The sequence below is a fragment of the Streptomyces flavusporus genome, from assembly GCF_046267975.1.
In the GTDB taxonomy this organism is placed as follows: Bacteria; Actinomycetota; Actinomycetes; order Streptomycetales; family Streptomycetaceae; genus Streptomyces; species Streptomyces flavusporus.
This window is the reverse complement of the sequence record NZ_CP176503.1, coordinates 1,263,870-1,282,055: the sequence shown is the minus strand read 5'-3', so window position 1 is coordinate 1,282,055 and position 18,186 is coordinate 1,263,870. Positions and strand designations below refer to the sequence as shown.

16 protein-coding genes and 2 pseudogenes are annotated in these 18,186 nt (G+C 71.0%); 9 read left to right on the top strand and 9 right to left on the bottom strand.

Annotated elements, in window-relative coordinates; all coding sequences use genetic code 11:
* Positions 1 to 148: 148 nt before the first annotated feature.
* A complete protein-coding gene (locus tag ACKTSN_RS06485) occupies positions 149 to 289 on the bottom strand; it encodes a hypothetical protein (protein WP_409468201.1) in 141 nt (46 codons plus the stop codon).
* Positions 290 to 331: 42 nt separating this feature from the next.
* Here ACKTSN_RS06485 and ACKTSN_RS06480 point away from each other — a divergent pair, with 42 nt between their 5' ends.
* Together ACKTSN_RS06480 and ACKTSN_RS06475 are read left to right on the top strand one after the other, a co-directional pair.
* Positions 332 to 586 (top strand): DoxX family protein, encoded by a 255-nt coding sequence (locus ACKTSN_RS06480; protein WP_409468200.1) that lies wholly within the window; start codon positions 332 to 334, stop codon positions 584 to 586.
* A 130-nt stretch (positions 587 to 716) separates the two neighbouring features.
* Positions 717 to 1,096 (top strand): annotated as a pseudogene (locus ACKTSN_RS06475) (MBL fold metallo-hydrolase); the annotation flags it as partial.
* Positions 1,097 to 1,438: 342 nt separating this feature from the next.
* Here the strand turns inward: ACKTSN_RS06475 and ACKTSN_RS06470 are convergent.
* From ACKTSN_RS06470 to ACKTSN_RS06455, 4 genes are all read right to left on the bottom strand, one after another.
* Positions 1,439 to 2,602, bottom strand: coding sequence for a lipase family protein (locus ACKTSN_RS06470; protein WP_409468199.1), 1,164 nt, complete (start codon positions 2,600 to 2,602; stop codon positions 1,439 to 1,441).
* 25 nt (positions 2,603 to 2,627) lie between these two features.
* Positions 2,628 to 4,220 (bottom strand): patatin-like phospholipase family protein, encoded by a 1,593-nt coding sequence (locus ACKTSN_RS06465; RefSeq protein WP_409468198.1) that lies wholly within the window; start codon positions 4,218 to 4,220, stop codon positions 2,628 to 2,630.
* Positions 4,217 to 6,520 carry a GMC oxidoreductase gene (locus tag ACKTSN_RS06460; protein WP_409468197.1) on the bottom strand — a complete coding sequence of 768 codons (2,304 nt, stop codon included), beginning with the start codon at positions 6,518 to 6,520 and terminating at the stop codon, positions 4,217 to 4,219. The genes ACKTSN_RS06465 and ACKTSN_RS06460 overlap by 4 nt, the downstream gene beginning before the upstream one ends.
* Positions 6,521 to 6,750: 230 nt before the next feature.
* Positions 6,751 to 6,873, bottom strand: a complete 123-nt coding sequence (locus ACKTSN_RS06455; RefSeq protein ID WP_409468196.1) for a hypothetical protein — start codon at positions 6,871 to 6,873, stop codon at positions 6,751 to 6,753.
* A gap of 337 nt (positions 6,874 to 7,210) precedes the next feature.
* On the opposite strand from ACKTSN_RS06455, the pseudogene ACKTSN_RS06450 reads away from it, so the two are divergent.
* A pseudogene (locus ACKTSN_RS06450) lies at positions 7,211 to 7,558 on the top strand (MBL fold metallo-hydrolase); the annotation flags it as partial.
* 126 nt (positions 7,559 to 7,684) lie between these two features.
* Here ACKTSN_RS06450 and ACKTSN_RS06445 read toward each other — a convergent pair.
* Positions 7,685 to 9,676: a zinc ribbon domain-containing protein gene (locus tag ACKTSN_RS06445; RefSeq protein WP_409468195.1), complete on the bottom strand. Its 1,992-nt coding sequence runs from the start codon at positions 9,674 to 9,676 to the stop codon at positions 7,685 to 7,687.
* A gap of 433 nt (positions 9,677 to 10,109) precedes the next feature.
* Between ACKTSN_RS06445 and ACKTSN_RS06440 the strand changes: the two genes are divergently transcribed.
* The 6 genes from ACKTSN_RS06440 to ACKTSN_RS06415 all read left to right on the top strand — a co-directional run bounded on the left by ACKTSN_RS06440 (position 10,110) and on the right by ACKTSN_RS06415 (position 14,919).
* Positions 10,110 to 12,113: a sensor histidine kinase gene (locus tag ACKTSN_RS06440; RefSeq protein ID WP_409468194.1), complete on the top strand. Its 2,004-nt coding sequence runs from the start codon at positions 10,110 to 10,112 to the stop codon at positions 12,111 to 12,113.
* 98 nt (positions 12,114 to 12,211) lie between these two features.
* Positions 12,212 to 12,646, top strand: a complete 435-nt coding sequence (locus ACKTSN_RS06435) for a roadblock/LC7 domain-containing protein (RefSeq protein WP_129803880.1) — start codon at positions 12,212 to 12,214, stop codon at positions 12,644 to 12,646.
* Positions 12,647 to 12,648: 2 nt separating this feature from the next.
* Positions 12,649 to 13,020 carry a DUF742 domain-containing protein gene (locus ACKTSN_RS06430; protein WP_224733793.1) on the top strand — a complete coding sequence of 124 codons (372 nt, stop codon included), beginning with the start codon at positions 12,649 to 12,651 and terminating at the stop codon, positions 13,018 to 13,020.
* Entirely contained in the window at positions 12,998 to 13,630 is a 633-nt protein-coding gene (locus ACKTSN_RS06425) for a GTP-binding protein (protein WP_409468193.1), read from the top strand. The genes ACKTSN_RS06430 and ACKTSN_RS06425 overlap by 23 nt, the downstream gene beginning before the upstream one ends.
* 61 nt (positions 13,631 to 13,691) lie before the next feature.
* Positions 13,692 to 14,261, top strand: coding sequence for a GAF domain-containing protein (locus tag ACKTSN_RS06420; RefSeq protein ID WP_409468192.1), 570 nt, complete (start codon positions 13,692 to 13,694; stop codon positions 14,259 to 14,261).
* Between the two features lie 58 nt (positions 14,262 to 14,319).
* Complete coding sequence (locus tag ACKTSN_RS06415; protein ID WP_409468191.1) at positions 14,320 to 14,919, top strand: TetR/AcrR family transcriptional regulator; 600 nt, start codon at positions 14,320 to 14,322, stop codon at positions 14,917 to 14,919.
* Positions 14,920 to 15,074: 155 nt separating this feature from the next.
* Here ACKTSN_RS06415 and ACKTSN_RS06410 read toward each other — a convergent pair whose 3' ends face one another.
* The 3 genes from ACKTSN_RS06410 to ACKTSN_RS06400 all read right to left on the bottom strand — a co-directional run bounded on the left by ACKTSN_RS06410 (position 15,075) and on the right by ACKTSN_RS06400 (position 18,184).
* Positions 15,075 to 16,337 carry an IS701 family transposase gene (locus ACKTSN_RS06410; protein ID WP_409467247.1) on the bottom strand — a complete coding sequence of 421 codons (1,263 nt, stop codon included), beginning with the start codon at positions 16,335 to 16,337 and terminating at the stop codon, positions 15,075 to 15,077.
* Positions 16,338 to 16,398: 61 nt separating this feature from the next.
* Positions 16,399 to 17,004, bottom strand: coding sequence for a GOLPH3/VPS74 family protein (locus tag ACKTSN_RS06405; protein WP_409468190.1), 606 nt, complete (start codon positions 17,002 to 17,004; stop codon positions 16,399 to 16,401).
* Positions 17,005 to 17,017: 13 nt separating this feature from the next.
* Positions 17,018 to 18,184 (bottom strand): YbfB/YjiJ family MFS transporter, encoded by a 1,167-nt coding sequence (locus ACKTSN_RS06400; protein ID WP_409474754.1) that lies wholly within the window; start codon positions 18,182 to 18,184, stop codon positions 17,018 to 17,020.
* Positions 18,185 to 18,186 lie beyond the last annotated feature (2 nt).

Sequence of the window (18,186 nt, the reverse complement as noted above, 5' to 3'; positions counted from 1 at the left end):
GGATTCGCATCCGCAGACGCCTGCGCCCATTCCCGTACGGCCATGTCACCGCCTTCGGCGCGCTCGACGCGGCGGAAGTGAAGGCAGCCGACCCGGCCCGCGAACACCCCCGCTACCCGCAATCCGACGTCACCCCGACGAGCGGAAGTCAGGAACCCTTGGACGTGTTCTTCGCCCCGGCGGTCTCCTGATAAGGGGCGATCGTCTCACCGTGGTCCCTCGCCCAGGCGGTGAGCATTCTGATGGGATCCTCCAGGGTGCGCCCGATCTCGGTCAGGCTGTACTCCACGCGCGGTGGCGCCTCGGCGTACCGCGCCGCTCGACGAGCCCGTTGTCCTGGAGCCGACGCAGCGTCTGGTGGGGGGCGCTCGGGATCGCCGCGGCTGTCGGCCTGACGCTCTACTTCGCCGGCGCGGTCGCCGCCCACCTGCGGGTCGGTGACTACAAGGGCACACCCCCGGCGGCCGTTCTCACCCTGATCGCCATCGCCCTGATCGTATGCGCGCCGCCACACGCTGAGCGTCCAGGTTGCCGCGGTGCTGCAGCTCGCGCAGTCTCAGCGGACAGCGGTGATTGGCTCGTATGAGCCGACACGCTGGCCCAGGCGGTGGATGCGGCGCTGCTCGCCCCTGCCCTGAGACACGCCGCGGCTGTCCGAGCCACTACTTTTGAGCGCCATAGAGTTGCTGTGGGTTGAAAGAATCAAGAACGGCTTGTGGCCCAAGAACCACACGGATTCTACGCCGCTGCCGGGCGCGTGGCCGGACATTCACATGAACCCCTCGCAAGGGGTCCAGAGCCACCTTGACCTGCAGCAAGGCCAGCCGAGCGGTGTCATGCTGCCGATCCACTGGGGAACATTCAACCTTTCGTTGCATCCCTGGGCCGAGCCGGGGGAGTGGACGCTGGCCGCAGCCGGCGCGGTCGGACAGGCGGTCGCCCTCCCCGTTCCAGGCCAGCCCTTCGAGCCTGCCGGGATCTCCCCGCGCACCCTTGGTGGCGGGATGTGTCCCTGCCGCTGAACCGCAAGTGGCCCGTCCCGGAGATCACTCCGGTGGCGTCTCGTGACGACCTCGACCTTGTGGGCGAGGGCTGAGTGCGGACGAGCTGAAGTACCCCGGGGGTATTTACCTCACCGGTGACCACGCGCGCCTCCCCCGTCGCCGGTTCGGCGAGCTCTTGACTCGCATGGCCGTCCCGACGGGAGCGCTGTCAGGAGGTTCCATCAGCACTGCGGATGCCCGCTGAATCGCGGCCACACCGGGCTCTTCGAAGCGCTGAGGGTTCCCCGATCCGGCGGCCTTCAGCCGCGCCTTCCGCGCCGCGTACGGTCTGAGCCCGCGTGAGCACCGGCTGCGCGACCGGCTCTGCAACGCCGGTCCGCTCCGTGCGCTCTGCCCTGGCGCGCCGCACCGCCGCCGCATGCCCGGTGGCCGGGTCAGCGGAATTCGTTCATGACTCCGGGCGTGGCCAGCTTGGCGACGTAGTGATGGGGGGCGTGGTCCTCCATGGAGTACACGAAGGGCAGACCCAGGTAGGGACCGACCACAGGGATCCGCTCGGTGGCACCGAGGATCCGGCCGTCGAAGGTGCCCGCGACGCGGTTCCAGCCCGAGATGAGAGTTCGTCCGATCGGCGTCCTGCGGGCCGTGTAGTCCAAGAAGAACGGAAGGAGGGGGAACTCGATGACGTTCGCCTGTCCCGTGCGGCGGGTACCGGGTGTCCATTCCTGACTCGGGCTCCGGTCCCCGGTCCCTCTTCCGCTCGGGCGGTACACCCATTCCTGACCGAAGTGCCGGAAGCGACCCGTCTCCCCGGGAGGCACGTGGGGCACGACGTCGCGGCGGTGGACGTACCGGATGAGGTTACGGTCGAAGAATCCGTCCATCTGCAGGCACTGCGCGGCGAACTTCGGGGAGCCGAACATGGGCTGACCGTATGTGTAGACGGCCCTCAGCGTCGACGCGATCTCCCTCACCTCGGGATCCGGATCCTGTTTCAGCAGGACCGCCGTCAGCACCCCGACGGCTCCGCCGAGGCTGTGCCCGGTGATGTAGAGGGCCTTCATCCTCCCCAGCCGGTCGCGTCTGTCGTCGTCCTCTTGCTCCTCCTCCACCACTGATTGCCCGCGCCAGGCGCGCTTGAGCACCCTCACCACGTCGTCGTACGCGGCCCGCGCGCCGCGGAAGAAACCGCTGTGGACATCGGCGCACTCTTCCGTCCCGCGGAAACGGAAGGTGTAGATCTCCGGCTCGACGTCGAAGTCGCTCAGCCAGTCGACGAGATCGAACACCTCACTACCCCGGTAGCAGAGGATCACCACCTCGCGGTCGCGGCTCTGGACCAGGAACACCGTGCTGTCGATGTACATCGAGTCGATGGACAGTTCGATGGCATGACAGCGGTTCTCCGGGAGCCCCATCCGCGCCATCATCGTCGCGACCGTTCTGGTGTCGGCGACCCCGTTGACGTGGGCGTAGGCGTACCCCGAGCAGGTGGCGAGCGCGTACGCGATCTCGGGATCAGGGTGATCCTTCGTCCCGACCAGGCAGTCGGCCAGCTTCGGGTAGTGGGCGGGAAGATCTCTCGGGCCGATGGACATGGCTTCTCCATCCGTTGGCCGGACCCTAGACGGGGCCCCAGGTGAGGACGGGACGGGCATAGACGTCCCACAACTTGCCGAACACCATCGCGCCCAACCGGGCCAGCCCGGCGGCCCTGGCCCCCGGCAGCGAGCCCGAGACACGGACGGTGGTGAGCTGCCGGAGCAGGTCGGCAGGCCCGAGTCGCAGCACCGCCGTGGCCACGGCACCGTCCGGCTCCCGGCCGTTCCACTCATCGGCCGGTACGCGGTGCCCCCGGACGACACGTGCGTGGAGGACAGTGGCCTCGTTCCAGATCCGCAGCGGATCACCGCTCGCCAGCCGCCTGCTTCCGATCAGGGTCAGCGGCGCCTGGTGCTCATCGGTGAAGTACAGCCAGTACTGGATCTTCTTGCGGGCCGGGTCGCTGTCGTCGTCCACCAGCAGCTGGAGACTTCCGCCGGTGAGCGGACGGTCGCCGCCGAACGCGGTGGAGCTCAGCCGGCCGCTCACCGAAGCGCTGTGCTCCGGGTCGGTCAGGAACTGGTCGAGGTCGTCGGCGGAGATGTCCAGGCTGACGGAGAGCGGCACCTCCCGGCCGGAGAGTGGCCCCCCGTTGTCGTCAGCGGACGAGGAGACCCTGCTGCCGACGGACAGGGGTGCCACGGTTCCCCTCAGCCGCTCGGCGAACCGCAGTGACACAGGGGCCTCGGGAGCGGGCGGCGGAGCCGGTTCGGCCAGCGGGATCTTGCGTTCCGCACACCAGGCGCGGGCTGCCAGAACCCCGCGGTTGACCGCCTCGTGCAGCCGGTCGGCGCCGAAGCCGACCAGATAGTGCAACGGCACCTCGGCCGCCAGGACGTTCACCTCGATACGGCGGCCGAACTCCCCCGTACCCCCGGTGGCGATGGCCTCGTTGTTCCGCTCGATGCGGTCCAGGATCCGGCGGAACGCACCGTTCGCCGCGGCCTCGATGATCTGGAAGTACGCGGCGGTGAACCCCCGGTGCCATTCGCCCCGCTCGCTCACCGTCCAGATCACCCAGATCTCGTCGGCTCCCCGGTCGATCGCCTCCTCCAGGTTGGCGTCGGTGACGTACACCGGGTCGATGTAGGTCTCCCCGTCGATCCGCACCGGTGGGAACCACATGGGAAGGGAGACACAGGCAGCCAGGAAGTCCTCCGACATCCGCTGCGGCGTGAGCACCTGGAGCCGCTGGCGGGTGACGTTGTAGACGTTGAACGTCGCGTCCAGGGCGGAGGACCGGACGCGGTCGAAGTCCAGGCCCCAGCGCGGGAAGACATTGCGCCGGTAGGCGTCCAGGGTGAACAGCGACTCCAGGTAGCCGGGCCGGGCGAACTGCCGCCAGTTCGGGGACACCCCGGACGCGGGAGAGGTCCGGCGCCAGGCGTCTGCGATCTCGGTGCCGGACATGCCCTGGCAGAGCATCGCCAGATTGAAGCTGCCGCCGCTGGCCCCGTCGGCGTGGTCGAAGCGCAGTCCTGCCTCGTCCAGCCACACCTGCAGCACTCCTGCCTGGAACGCCACCTTGATGCCGCCACCGGCCAGGATCAGCGACCGCTTCCGGGGCCGGGCAGACACCTCGACCTCCTCGGCTTCCTCCGCGCGCCCGGTCACCGGCCTCCTCCCCGGCCGGCCGATGGCAGCGACAGCGGCGCGGGCAGCCTGGGCCGCACGAAGACGTCCCAGATCGATCCGGCGAAGAACAGCCCGAAGCGCGCCAGTGCCCCGGCCTGCCACAGCGGGTTCGCCGTCGCGGTGATCCGTACGGTCGTCAGCTGCCGGGCGAAGTCGAAGGCATCCAGCCGGAGATCACCGCTGAGGACCACCGGTCCGTCCGGCGTGCTGCCGCGGCGGACGCGGGTGTGCAGCGTCGTGGTGGAGCCCCAGATGTCGAACCGGCCGTGGTCTCGGACGTCCTTCACCCCGTCCAGCACGTACGGCAGGCCGTCCTGCCCGAAGAACGGCAGCGTGTAGATCATCTTCCGCGAGTCCCGGTCGTCGCCCGAGACCAGCAGGTTCACCGCACCACCTGCCACCTGCGCGCCGTCCCGACCGGTGATCCCCGGCACGTGGACCGTGCCGTGGGCGGCCATCGGGTGCGTCGCGTCGGCGAGGAAATCCGCCAGGACCGGAGCGGTCACCGTCACACGGAAGGACGCCTCGGATCCCGCCCGCGGATCGGAGTCCTCGGGGCGGCCCAGCGTGCCGTGCATGGTCTCCGTGAACCGCAACCCGGTCCCGGGCGCGGCCGGGGCCGGGGTACCGCCGGCCGGGATGTGCAGGGCGTCCAGCGGATCGGCCACCGGGACGGCGTGCTCCCGCTCCGGGGCGGTCCACCGTGGCTGCATGGTGATCCGGCGGATCAGCGCCTCGACGTTCCGTTCGGCCACCGCGGCGATGGTGTGCGCCGGGTTGACCCCGGTCGAGGCGGGCAGGCATCCGCCGTCCAGCACGAACAGGTTCGGGTGGCCGAACACCTCACCATGGGCGTCCACCACGCCCTGTGACGGGTCGTCGGCCATGACACAGCCGCCCAGGTTGTGCACCGAGACCGGCAGGCGCAGCGCCCGCCACAGCGGATTGGCCGCCGGCCTGCCGCCCAGTGCCTCGGCCATGTCCTTGCAGAAGCGCTCCTCGGTCTCGTACAGACCGAGGTTCTTGTTCAGGTTCCAGGTGACCCGCAGGTCATGGGTGGCCGGCACCAGCGAGATCCGCCCGTCGGCCGTGTCCCGGCCCATGGCCAGGAAGCACGCCGAACGCTCGCCGTCCTTCTCGTCGGCGCCGATCCGCTCGCGGGCCGCCTTCCTGATCCCCTCCAGCACGTCGTCCTGCGCCCTGTGCAGGCCGACGAGGCGCTCGTCGCCCTCGTCGAGCAGCTGCAACAGTCCCGCGATCTCGCGCGGGAAACCGCCCTCCTGGAAGAGGAACCAGCGCCGGGCGGCACCGGTGCCGCGGTCGTGGACGATGGCGGAGGTGATGGTGGGGCCGGACCACGGCTCCATTGGCTGGTCGGTGCCGAACGCGAAGCCGAGGTAGTCGCCGTTGCCCGAGTAGCGGCGGCCCAGCATGAAGGACAGCCGCGGCAGTGTGCGGTACTGGTCCCGGCAACGCAGCAGCAGCTCTGTGGTGTTGACCGCACCCGCGGCGAGGACGACGGCCGGGGCGGTGGTCCGCCGCTCCTCACCGCCCGCCTCGTGGTCGGTGAACAGGACCTCGTACCCGCCGTCCTGCGTCGGGGTGACGCGGGTGACCTCACAGCGGGTGCCGACCTCCGCCCCGTGCCGTTCCGCCACCGTCAGGTAGTTCAGGTCGAGGGTGTTCTTCGCCTGGTAGTTGCAGCCGATGTCGCACTCGCCGACATGCCGGCAGCCGTACTGCTGGGCGCCGAACTTGTTGGTGTGCAGCGTGTAGGGATCGCCGAAGTCCACCGCCAGTGGGGTCAGCGTGAACTGACCCCCGCGCCCCATCCGCTCGGCCGCCTCGCGGGACCGGACGGTCTTGGGCGGTACCCCGAACGGCTGGTCGGCGCCGACGGTGTTCAGGTCCAGCATCCAGGCGACCAGGTCGTAGTACGGGTCGAGCGACGCCCGGTCGTATCCGCGCGGCCACCCGTGTGCGAAGCCGTCCGGAGGCATCCGCAGATGCACATTGGCGTAGATGTGCGAACCGCCGCCGTAGGCCGCGCCCTGCACGATCGTCATCTCATTGATGGGGCGCACATCGAACAGCCCCTGGTCGTGCTCGTACAGCCAGCCGTTCAGCGGATTGCTCCAGTCACGTGGGAACGTGCCCAGCGTGTATCTGCGTCCCCGTTCCAGAATGCCGACGTGCCGGCCCGCCTGAGTCAGTCGGCACGCGGCGACCGCCCCACCGAATCCGCTTCCGATCACAAGGGCGTCGTACCGGTCGCGCATGGGTTTCCCACCTTCGCGAGTGTCTGCCAGAACTCGGCGGGAGGCCCTCCAACTACGGTTCCTCACCCACCGGTTGACGTCCGTCATGCCGGACATGTCTGAGGTGGCCGCGGCGCCACGCAGCGCTCCTCGCAGCAAGGTCCTTTTCCGACCATAAGCCACATTTGCGGACATGTCGCTCTGGCGGTGTAAGTCGAGGTGGCGGGCGGGGTGCCGTCCTCGGGGGCGTCTCAGCTCGTCACCGGCAGTCTTGTGTCCGCTGCCGAGCGCTGGTCGACGGCCAGCTGGTTGTTGCGGGTGATGACGTTGTTGACGTGGCGTCGGCCAGCGGCTTCGGGGTGGGTGTGGAGCACGAGTGATGTGGTGACAGGGGCGTAACGGGCAAGTGCAGGCTGCCGGGGCACACCTGCACCCGGCCCACCCGCTGGGGGTGAAGGACTTCGCCTATCGGAGGACGTGTTCGACACCTGGGTGATCCACGGCAAAGCGCGAGTAGCGTATTGAGCATCGGGCCTCTTCCCCGGCATCGGCGTTCGGCTCCTGAACCAGCTCGGCGCGGAGGTCGCCTCGCAGGTGCTGTGGAGCGCGTCGAGGCTGATCTGAGCGCCCTCGGCTGGAGGCGGGAGCAGGAGGCCATGAGGTGGCCGACGTGTCGACTGTGCACTCTTTGATCAAGGATCCCAGAACGGTATTTGGCCCGACATCCACATGACTCCGGACGAGGGCATGCGCGCCCATCTCGACCTTCAGGGCGGGGAGCCGGGCGGTGTGCTGCTGCCGATCCACTGGGGGACCTTCAACCTCGCCCCGCATGCCTGGGCCGAGCCCGGCGAGTGGACGATGGATGCCGCCGAGCTGGCGGGGCAGGCGGTGGCGTTCCCCCGTCCCGGTGAGCCCTTCGAGCCGGCCGAGAAGCTTCCGGTCGACCCGTGGTGGCGAGCGGTGTCCGCGCCTCTCCCGCACGCGTGGCGCCGTCCGACGGGAGCGGTGACGGCACCGCACGGCCGGGGTGACCTCGGCCTGGCGGGCGAGGGGTGACGGTCGAGGTCCGGTCGCGGCTCACCTGCTGACCGGCGGCAGCAGCCGCTGATCAGCACGGTGACGACCGGTGATGTTCCACGGGGCCGGGTGGGGGCGGCACAGGCGCTCGGCAAGCATCTCTGATCAGCTGAGCGATCCTGTGTGATCCGCGAGCCGCGGGATCGGGTGGATCGTTTCCCACCGTGGTGGGGAGGCGTGGGTGTGGAGGTGGAATCCCGCGCCCCGTGCTGCCCCTCGTGGCCGGTGTCGGCGGGTGGTGGGTGTGCTGGTCGTCGTCACGCCCTGGTGCCGGTCGGCTGCGCGGGGCAGCCGCTTCCGGCCCGGTGGTGCGTGCCCCTCCGGACGCTGGCCCGCCGGGCCCTGGGGCCTGGTGGGGGAGGGTGCCCTGCGTCGCCTGGGCGCGGGATGTGTGGTCTTGCAGTGCCGGGTGGGTCCGGTCTTCGACCGGTCCTTCCGGCTGGTTTGCGGCGCGGTCGGGGTGATGACCGCCCGGGTTTCGAGTGTGTCCACCACCGAGCGGACGACCATGGTGCCGCTGGTACGGTCGATGACGGTCTTGGCCTGGTGGGTGAGGCCGCGGGCGGCGATGCGGCGCCAGGCGCCCTGGTCGCGGTCGCCCTGCCAGCCGCATTGGGGGTTGGGGCAGATGGCCCACTTCCAGCCCGCGACGGTCGGTCCGTCGGGGGCTTTGCGGTGCCGAACCGGGGTCGGGCACTGCGGACAGTGCTTCGAGGTGTTCTTCGCCGGGACCGTCACCACGGCGACGCCGGCCTCGGCGGCCAGGTGCCGCATGCGCTCGGCGATCTGGCCGCGCACCTGTTGGGACAGACGCGTGTTGAGGGTACGGCCCATGCCTTTGGCTTCCAGCGACCGCAGGTCTTCAAGGTAGATGACCGTGGCCCCGGCGGCGATGGCCTGGTCGACGGCCCAGCGTGCGGCGGCCCGGGCGAGGGCGTCGTTGAGGTGCGAGCGGCGCTCGGACACGTGCCCGATCTCGTCTTGGACAACCGCGCGCTTGCCCGCCAGGGCGTGCTGCTCGTCGTCTGCGATGAGCCGCTCGATGTGGTCGGCCTTGGCATGCAGGTACTCGGACAAGCGGCGCAGGCGGTGCTGCTTGGCCAGAACACCCGAGGCCCGGAACTGGGCGCCCGCCCCGAGTGTGGTGATCCGCCCGTCGCTGTGCAGCCGGGCGGCGCCCGCGGACAGGAGCGTGTTCAGTCCCCAGTCCACGCCGAGCGCCACGGTGCGGCCGGTGCGCCGGGCCTTCGGCACGGCATGGGTGTAGGCCACATCGGCCCGCACTGTGCCGCCCATGATGCGCAGGGTGGGCAGGTGCAGCGCCGCGTTCGCGGGAACGGTGGGCGGCAGGGTGATCGGGCAGGACACCCAGGTCCAGTCCGCGTATGCCTGCGGGTCGGGGCGGGTGGGCAGCTTCAGCCGCAGCAGGGCCTTGTGCGGGTCGCTTGCACAGCGTTCGATGGTGGCCTGCTGCCCGTCGCACGCGGCGAGCAGCAGCATCCGCGCCACCCGCGGCGGGTCTTCCAGCTCGAACACATCCACTGGCAGGCGCCCTTTGGCCTGCGCGAACGTAGCGGCCTGGCGGGTGCGGGCCCTGATGACGGAAGACGGCAGATGCTCCCCGCCGGGGATCGCCTCCCCAACGGCGTCCCACTCCATCCCCGTGCGCCTGCGCGGATCGACCGGCCAGGCGGCCAGCACTCCGGCGGTCAGCTCGGCCCGCCAGTGCGCGGCGCGCAGCGTGCGTCCGGCCTGTTCCTGGGCCATGCGCACGATCCGGTCGTTGACCTTCACGCCTTCGACAGGCGTCGCGGCCCAGCCCAGGCGCCGCAGCGCCATCCACGCCTTCGACGGCAGCGTCCGCCCGCCAGCGTCCTTGCCGGAGGCGAGCACACCGACGTCGCAGGCGTTCCAGTGCTCGGCCAGCAGCGAGCCGACCAAGCCGGACACCAGATCCGCGCACCAGCCGACACGTTCCGCCAGCATCACAGCGGGCAGGACCTCGCCGGTCTTCTCGTCCACCCCGCCACGCACACCCGCACGGGCACAGGCGGTGCGGGAGGACTCGCCCTCGGCAAGCGGCAGCTTCCGGCTCACCGCGCACCGACGGCCCAGGCCCCCAGCACCGCACAGGATCACCAAACAAACCGAGGAACCTCGCGGCCGTCCCCGGCGAGCGAGGAAACGGACAGGCGGAGGGGGGCGGGGAGCTTTGAACTCCCCGACCCCCTCCGTCTCTTCGTGACCGCTTCTGACCAGGTCCGATCATTCGGTGTGCCATTCGATACGGGGCGTCCGGCGGGCTTATCGGTCTGTCGTACGAGGTCTCATACCAGAGCGGGACGCTTGCCGTAGGACTTTGTCAACTGCCCACCGCACATGATGCGTTGGCGACTACTGTGAGTGTCCGTCGGGCGACGCAGGGCCGGTTTCGTCGGCTCTCTCGACCGGCGCCGCGATGCCGCATGCCCGAGTCACGCAGACCGGGCCCACTCAAGGCCCCGACCGACGGACCAGTACGAGGACACCGATGTCACACCTCCGCGCACCGGCCGCACGCGCAGACCGCCGCGAGGGCGGACGGCACGGACGGCCGGTCGCCCGTACCGTCCCCTCGCTGCCCGAGGCCCACATACGGCCCCAACTGCTGCGCCTGGCCGTACTGCCCCCCGTCGCGGTTGCCCTCAGCGCCTGCGCCGCCGTCCTGTTCACCGTCCGCTCCACCGGCGCCCGCAGCAGCATCACCCTGTGGGGCGTACTCGCCGGAGCGGTCTGTGTGACGCTCGCCGGCATCGTGATCGCCGCCGTGGCCGCCGGCCGGACCGCCCGGTCCGTGCACGAACGCGTCGGTGCCCTGCGCCGCAGCAGCGCCCGCCGCGAGGCCGATCTACGGGCGCTCGTCGAGGCGTTGCGCCGCGGCGAGGTCCCGCCCCAACGCAAGCCGCGCGGCGGACCCCCCGAGGACGCCGACGACTTCGAACTGCTCGCCGCCGACCTGGCCCGCGCGCACGACGGCGCCGTCACCGCCGTCGTGCAGGCCGCCCAGCTCTCCAGCCAGGCCGGCAGCGAACAGAAGCTGGAGGTCTTCGTCAACCTCGCGCGGCGGCTGCAGTCGCTGGTGCAACGTGAGATCGCGATCCTCGACGAGTTGGAGAACGAGATCGAGGACCCCGACCTGCTCAAGGGCCTCTTCCACGTCGACCACCTCGCCACCCGCATCCGCCGCCACGCCGAGAACCTCGCCGTGCTCGGGGGCGCCGTCTCCCGTCGGCAGTGGAGCAACCCGGTCTCCATGACCGAGGTGCTGCGCTCGGCGATCGCCGAGGTCGAGCAGTACTCACGTGTGAAACTCGTGCCGCCGATCGACGGCACCCTGCGCGGCCACGCGGTCGCCGACGTGATCCACCTGCTGGCCGAACTCGTGGAGAACGCCACCGTGTTCTCCGCCCCGCACACCCAGGTGCTGCTGCGCGCCAACCTCGTCACCTCGGGACTGGCCGTCGAGGTCGAGGACCGCGGCCTCGGTATGCCGGTCGCCGAGCAGAACAAGATGAACGCCCTGCTCACCGACCCCGACCAGGTCAACGTCGCGCGACTGCTCGCGGACGGCCGTATCGGGCTGTTCGTCGTCTCGCAGCTCGCCCGACGGCACGGCATCACCGTCCGGCTGCAGAGCAACATCTACGGCGGGGTACAGGCCGTACTCGTCGTGCCGCAGGCCCTGCTGGGCACCCCGCCGGGCGCCCTCGGCGCCGTACCCCCCGTGCAGGACGGCGCGGTCGAGGGGCGGCAGCCGCGGGAGGCCACGAGCGCGCGCCGAGCAGCCCCCGTACCGCCGTCCCACCCGCAGCCTCCGCACGGTGGAACCGACACGGCCGCCCCCACCGGGCACTCGCGGCCGCCGGACACCGCGCCGGCCACCGGCAGCCGACCGACGCCCCTGCCGGTGCGCGGAGCGGAGGAGCGGCCCAACCCGGCGGAAGCGGTGCCCGGTATCAGGCCCGACGAGCGTGCGGTCGTCGCCGAGCACACGGCGACGCCGCCCACGCCCCGAGGCGGCGCGGTCCGCGGCACCATGGGCAAGCCCCAACTGCCCCGTCGCCGCGCCCAGGAACACCTCGCACCCCAACTGCGCGGCGGACCGGCCCCACGGCAGGACGCCGAGCCCGTCGTCGGCCACGACCCCGGCCTGATGGCGGCCTTCCAACGCGGTATCGGCCTGGCCGAGACCCAGCAGAACCCGGAGTCCGCCCCCACGGCCGCCGCCCACCCCGAGCCCCCGCCGACACGGCCCGCACACCGGCAGTCGGCCGTGGTGCCGGAGTCCCGCCACACAGACCTGACCACCACGACCACGCCCCTCTCCATGGACGTACGCCCCACAGACGTACGGCACATAGAGGGACCGCATACGGACGTACCACCGCACATGGAGCCGGCTCATATAGCCGAACCGCGGCCCGTACCTGCCCCGCGCAACAGCGCGACCGCGCCCGGCCCCGACCGCCCCGACGGGAGCGCACCAGCCGGATGACCACCGCTGCCACTCCTGTCACCACCCCCACCGCAACCACCCCCGGCGCACCTTCGGGCGCGCCCGCAGACCTTCGTATCCCAAGGAGTCGATCCACCATGGCGACCGATGCCCCCACCGGCCATGTATCCGATCTCGACTGGCTGATGAGCGGCCTCGTCCAGCGCGTACCGCACACCAGCAGCGCCGTGCTCCTCTCCTGCGACGGGCTCGTGAAGTCGGTGCACGGCCTCGACCCCGACAGTGCCGACCACATGGCCGCCCTGGCCTCCGGTCTCTACTCACTCGGCCGCAGCGCCGGTGTCCGCTTCGGCGACGGCGGTGACGTCCGGCAGGTCGTCGTCGAACTCGACTCCACCCTGCTGTTCGTCACCACCGCCGGCTCCGGCACCTGCCTCGCCGTGCTCGCCGGCCGCGAGGCCGATGCCGCGGTACTCGGTTACGAGATGGCGATGCTGGTCAAGAGCGTCCGCCCCTACCTGGTGACCGCGCCCCGGCAGCACGCCGTCGAACCCACGGCGATGAGGCCTTGAGCGTGGCCACGGCCGGCGACGGGCCCTGGCTCGACGACGCGGCCGGACGGCTGGTGCGCCCGTTCACGGTCAGCAACGGCCGCACCCGCCCCAGCGTCGCCCTCGACCTCATCTCCCAGGTGATGGCCACCGGAGCCACCCCGCTCGGCTACCTCGGTCCCGAACACGCACAGGCCCTCGACCTGTGCCGCGCCCCCGTCTCGGTCGCCGAGGTCGCCGCCCACCTCAAGCTGCCGGCGGCAGTCACCAAGGTGCTGCTGTCCGACCTCGTCGACTGCGGCGCCCTCACCACAAAGCCCCCCGAGTTCCACCACAACCCCACGGACCGGGCCCTTCTGGAGGCAGTGCTCGATGGACTACGACGACAGCTCTGACTACGACTACGACTACGACGAAGGCGCCGATCCCTTCCCCACCGCGCTCAAGATCCTGGTGGCGGGTGGGTTCGGGGTGGGCAAGACGACCTTCGTCGGAGCCGTCAGCGAGATCGCGCCGCTCAGCACGGAGGAGCTGCTCACCACGGTCAGTGCCGCCACCGACAACCTCGACGGCATCGAGAACAAGGTCGAGACGACGGTGGCCATGGACTTCGGCCGCATCACCCTCGACCCGCAACATGTGCTGTACCTGTTCGGTACGCCGGGCCAGGAGCGGTTCTGGTTCATGTGGGACGAGCTGTGCGAGGGCGCGCTCGGTGCGGTGATCCTCGCCGACACCCGGCGCCTGGAGGAATGCTTCGCGGCCGTCGACTTCTTCGAGGAGCGCGGCCTGGGCTTCATCGTCGCCATCAACGAGTTCGACGGGGCCCACCGCTACGACCCCGAGGAGGTGCGCGCCGCCATCGACCTCGACCCGGACATCCCGGTCGTCCGCTGCGACGCCCGGATCTCCGCCTCCGGCGTGCAGACCCTGCTCACCCTCGTGCGCCACCTCATCGCCCACGCACCCGCCACCCCGGCGCCGAGCCACGGCGCCCACATGTGACACCCCACCCCTTCCCACCGGAGCCGCATATGACGTACGCGCACAGCGACGGAACCCGGCCATGAGCTACGACCCGCCGCGCCCGGCCGGTCGTCTGCTGCTCACCCCCGAGGACAAGGAGGCCCCCGCCCGGACCCGGCGACTGCGCCGACTGGGCCTGGGAGAGCGCCCCGAGCCCGCCCTCGACGCCTACGCGGGCCATCTGGCGGCGCTCACCGGCTCGCCCTACGCCATGGTCAACTTCCTCGACGAGAACGGCCAGTACTTTGCCGGCCTGCACGCGCCCGCCGTAGGACTCGTCGTGAAGGAGGACGGGACCCGGCCCGAGGTCGGCCGCTCCATGCCCCGTGACCATGGTTTCTGTCCCCATGTGGTGGTCCGGCGCAGGGCCCTGGCACTTGAGGACGTCCGCGACTATCCGCGGTTCGCGGGCAACCCCGTGGTCGACGAGTACGGCATCCACTCCTACCTCGGAGCGCCGCTCATCGACACCACGGGCATGGTGCTCGGCACCGTGTGCGTCGCCGACGTCGCGCCGCGGCCCTGGGGGACGAGCGGCCTGGAGGCCATCAAGGCGTCGGCGGCCGAGCTCGTGGCGAGACTCGAGGCCGACGGGCTCCCGCTGCTGTGACGGAGGACCGAGCCCGGCACACTAGCCGACCGGTCTAGTACCGCCGTATGCTTGACGCATGGGACGCACCAGTGACGCCAAGCAGAAGATTCTCGCGGCTGCGCGCTCGTTGATCGAGGGGCGCGGTTACTCGGCGCTGGGCGTGGCCGAGATCTGCAAGGCGGCCGGGGTGCCGAAGGGCAGCTTCTACTACTTCTTCGAGTCCAAGGAGTCCCTCGCGCTCGCCGTCGTCGACGAGCACTGGGCGGCCCAGAAACGCGACTGGGCGCGCGTCCTGGGCGCAAGCGCCGAGCCCCTGGAGCGGCTGCGGCAGCTGTTCGAGGAGACGGAGGCCGGCCAGCGCACCGTCCAACAGGGCTGCGGCACCGTGTCGGGCTGCCTGTTCGGGAACCTCACCCTGGAGTTGAGCAACCAGACCGAGACCGTCCGAGGGCGGCTGCAGGAGATCTTCGACGCCCAGGTCGACATGGTCGAATCGGTCGTCGCCGAGGCGCGCGAGCGCGGTGATGTCACCGTCGCCGACACGCGGGAGGCGGCGCGGGCGGTGGTGGCCCAGCTGGAGGGCCAGGTGATGTTCGCCAAGCTGTACAACAACACCCAGCGGCTGAGCCCCCTCTGGCAGAACTGCCGGGCCCTGCTCGGCGCCACCGGCTCCTAGTTGCCAACAGGCAACGTTGCCTGCCGGGGCACTAGTAGGGCTTTGTTAGGTCCTGTGGTGGGGTTCGGGTGCTGGTGCGGGTTGGCCGCATATCGAGCAGGCGCCGGTCCAGGTGGCCAGGAGGGCCTGGAGTTCGCGGAGGACCGCGTAGAGGGTCAGGCCGGCGCAGGGGCTTTTGGGTCGAGCCTGAGCATGGTGCAGAAGGCCTGGGCGAGGGACGCGAGGGTGACGTGGCGGTGCCAGCCGAGGTAGTTGCGGCCCTCGAAGTGGTCCAGGCCCAGACCGTCCTTGAGCTCGCGGTAGTCGTGCTCAACTCGCCATCGGATCTTGGCGATTCGTACCAGTTCGCGCAGTGGGGTGTCGGCGGGAAGCGTCGAGAGCCAGTAGTCGGTTGGCTCGGCGGAGTCGGGTGGCCACTCGACGAGCAGCCAGCAGTCGGGCAGGGAGCCGTCGGCGGCGCGGCGGATGGTGCGGTTGGCCGGTCGGACCCGCAGGGCCAGGAACTGCGAGCGCATCTCGGCGTTCGGGTTGCGTCTGGTGGCCTTGCTGCCCTGGCGCCAGGTGACGGTGCGGGTGGCCGCTCGGCCGACGGCCAGGGCCAGGGCGCGCAGGGTGGTGTGCGGTTGGGGGTAGGCGGACACGGGAGGGCGGCCCTGCCCGGAGTACGGCGGGCGTTGGGGTGTGGCATTGCCGGGGTGCGCGGTCGTGGTGGCTTTGACCGCGACCGCGTAGGTCAGGCCGCGCTCGGTCAGGCCCTCGCGAAAGCCGGTGGCGTCGCCGTATCCGGCGTCGGCGGCGACCGGAAGGTCGGGCAACTCCCAGTTGTCGCGCACCTCGTCGAGCATGTCCAGCGCCAGGCGCCACTTCTCCCGGTGCCGCTCGGTGTCCGGGATTCCCGCCTTGGCGCGGCGGCGCCGGATCGCCTCGGCCATCAGCGCGTCCTCGCCGTACTTGGTGTCGTCCCAGCTCTCGGGCAGGAACAGGCGCCAGTCGACAGCCGATGACGCACGGTCACTGACCAGGTTCACACTGACGCCGACCTGGCAGTTGCCGCGCTTACCCAGGGCGCCGCAGTACATCCGCGCCACCCCCGGTGAGTCGTAGCCGTCCTTGGGGAAGCCGACATCATCGATCGCGTACGCCTCGGGAGAAATGTGCGCGGCAGCCCAACGGGCCAGCCGCTCACGGACCTTGGAGTAGTCCCAGGTGGACGATGAGACGAACTGCTGCAGCTGCTGGTGGTCCACGCCCAGGCGCTCGGCCATCGGCTGCATGGACTTGCGCTTGCCGTCCAGCATCAGCCCGCGCAGATACAGCTCGCCCTTGGCCCGCTGGTCCCGACGCGCCAGCGAACCGAGCATCTCCGCCGCGAACGCCTCCAGGCGCGGGCGGACCGTCTCCATCTCCTCAGGTGTCACACCTGACAGAACATCACAATCTACCTGACGATGATCAATCGGGGTACCTAACAAAGCCCTACTAGTAGCCGCGCCAGACGTTGTCGAACGCGGCGTCCTCGATCGCCTTCCGCTGTCGTACGGCCTCCAGCTCCATCACCGCGTCTCCGACGGCGGCCAACACCGTCGTGGCCGCGTCACCGGCGACGGCCTCCGCGTCCTCGGCCGGTTCGTCGCGGAGCCCGGCGGCGGCGGCCAGGGCGGCCAGGACGGGTTCGCCCGCCGACCAGCGGTCCTCGGCCTGGCGCCGGGCCGCCGAGTCGACCAGTACCGTCCGCCCGGTCCGTAGCGGAAGCCGGTGGCCCCGAGGCCGGGTCGTCAGCCCCGCCCGCTCGAAGTCGTCGACGTAGGCCGAGGAGAGCCCCCGGCCCCGGCGCCACAGCCAGTCCTCGACCGACTCGTACGGCTCCTGTCGTACGAGTGCCGCGGCAGCCTCGTCCAACAGGCGGTCCCCTGTGGGCGCCTGGGCGCCCGGCAGGATGCGGTCGCCGTCCAGGACGAGGGCCTTGGCCTGGATGAGGTCGAACACCTCGGCCCCCGCCAGGGCGAGCGACAGGTCGCCCTGCTCCACTGGGCGGTCGGGCGCCACGTCCAGGGCGACGATCGCGAGGTCCCGTGCGGTGGTCATGAGCGCCTCCACGTCAGTTCGCCGAGTGCGGGGAGAGAGCGTCGGGTCCGGTGCCCTCGGTCGATTCTCGCCGCGTTTCGGGGGCTGTGTGTCGTACTACGACCATGTGGTGCGGGAAGCCGATCCGCAGCACGGCGGCGGCCGCGGCCGCGGCGAGCACCACGAGGGCGGCCAGGAGGAGGGCCGGGCGGTAGCCGTGGTGGAGCAGCGGGGCGACGAGCAGCGGGCCGAGGATCTGGCCGACGGAGTATCCGGCGGTGAGCAGAGCGACCGAGCGGGGAAAGCGCAGATGGGCTCCCGCGGCCAGGGCGAGGGTGCTGACGCCCAGGAACGTGGCACCGAACAGCACCGCGGAGACGAGGGCCGCCGCCGTACCGCCGATCAGCGCGGGCAGGGCGATGCCGACCGCCTGGACCACGAGCGCGGCCGGCAGCAGACCGGGGCGGGACCAGCGGTGCCCCAGCCGGGCCCACAGCGCCGAGGACGGTACGGCGGCCAGCCCCACGAGCACCCAGGCGCCGCTGCCGGCCCAGCCGGGAGAACCCTGACCGATCGCCGCGACCAGGAAGGTTCCGGCGACGATGTAGCCGACGCCTTCCAGGGTGTAGCTGACGAACAGCGCACCGAACCAGCGGTGGGTACGGGGCTTCGGGTCGCTCCTGGCTGCCGGGGCGACGGGCGGATCCTCCGGCCGCAGGTTCCAGGAGGCGCCGACCAGCACCGCCGCGAGCGCGGCCGCCGCCCACCAGGCGGTCCGCCAGTCGGCGACGGACCGCAGGACCAGGACCAGCAGACCGGACAGTGCGATGCCGGCGCCCACGCCGCCGAACGCCCAGCCGGGCAGGTGCGGCGGGTGTTCCCGCAGGTGGTGGAGGAGGGAGTCGGCCGCGACGACGAAGACCAGGGCACTCGCCACCCCGGCCAGCAGCCGCAGCGAAGCCCACGCGACGGTGCTGTGGGTGGCGGGCATCGCGGCGAGCGTGCCGGTCAGCAGGAGCAGCGAGCCGCGCAGGACGGCACGCGAACGGACCAGGGCGGGGGCCAGGATGCCCGCGAGTGCCCCGACGAGATAGCCGACGTAGTTCGCGGTGGCCAGGTTCGCTCCGGCGGCGGCCGACAGACCGGCCTGGGTGTGCATCAGCGGCAGGATCGGGGTGTAGACGAAGCGGCCGACGCCCATGC

Coding starts and splice junctions, on each gene's coding strand:
- ACKTSN_RS06470 (WP_409468199.1), bottom strand. CDS start 2,602: ATGTCCATCGGCCCGAGAGATCTTCCCGCCCACTACCCGAAGCTGGCC.
- ACKTSN_RS06460 (WP_409468197.1), bottom strand. CDS start 6,520: ATGCGCGACCGGTACGACGCCCTTGTGATCGGAAGCGGATTCGGTGGG.
- ACKTSN_RS06440 (WP_409468194.1), top strand. CDS start 10,110: ATGTCACACCTCCGCGCACCGGCCGCACGCGCAGACCGCCGCGAGGGC.
- ACKTSN_RS06435 (WP_129803880.1), top strand. CDS start 12,212: ATGGCGACCGATGCCCCCACCGGCCATGTATCCGATCTCGACTGGCTG.
- ACKTSN_RS06425 (WP_409468193.1), top strand. CDS start 12,998: ATGGACTACGACGACAGCTCTGACTACGACTACGACTACGACGAAGGC.
- ACKTSN_RS06420 (WP_409468192.1), top strand. CDS start 13,692: ATGAGCTACGACCCGCCGCGCCCGGCCGGTCGTCTGCTGCTCACCCCC.
- ACKTSN_RS06415 (WP_409468191.1), top strand. CDS start 14,320: ATGGGACGCACCAGTGACGCCAAGCAGAAGATTCTCGCGGCTGCGCGC.
- ACKTSN_RS06405 (WP_409468190.1), bottom strand. CDS start 17,004: ATGACCACCGCACGGGACCTCGCGATCGTCGCCCTGGACGTGGCGCCC.
- ACKTSN_RS06400 (WP_409474754.1), bottom strand. CDS start 18,184: ATGGGCGTCGGCCGCTTCGTCTACACCCCGATCCTGCCGCTGATGCAC.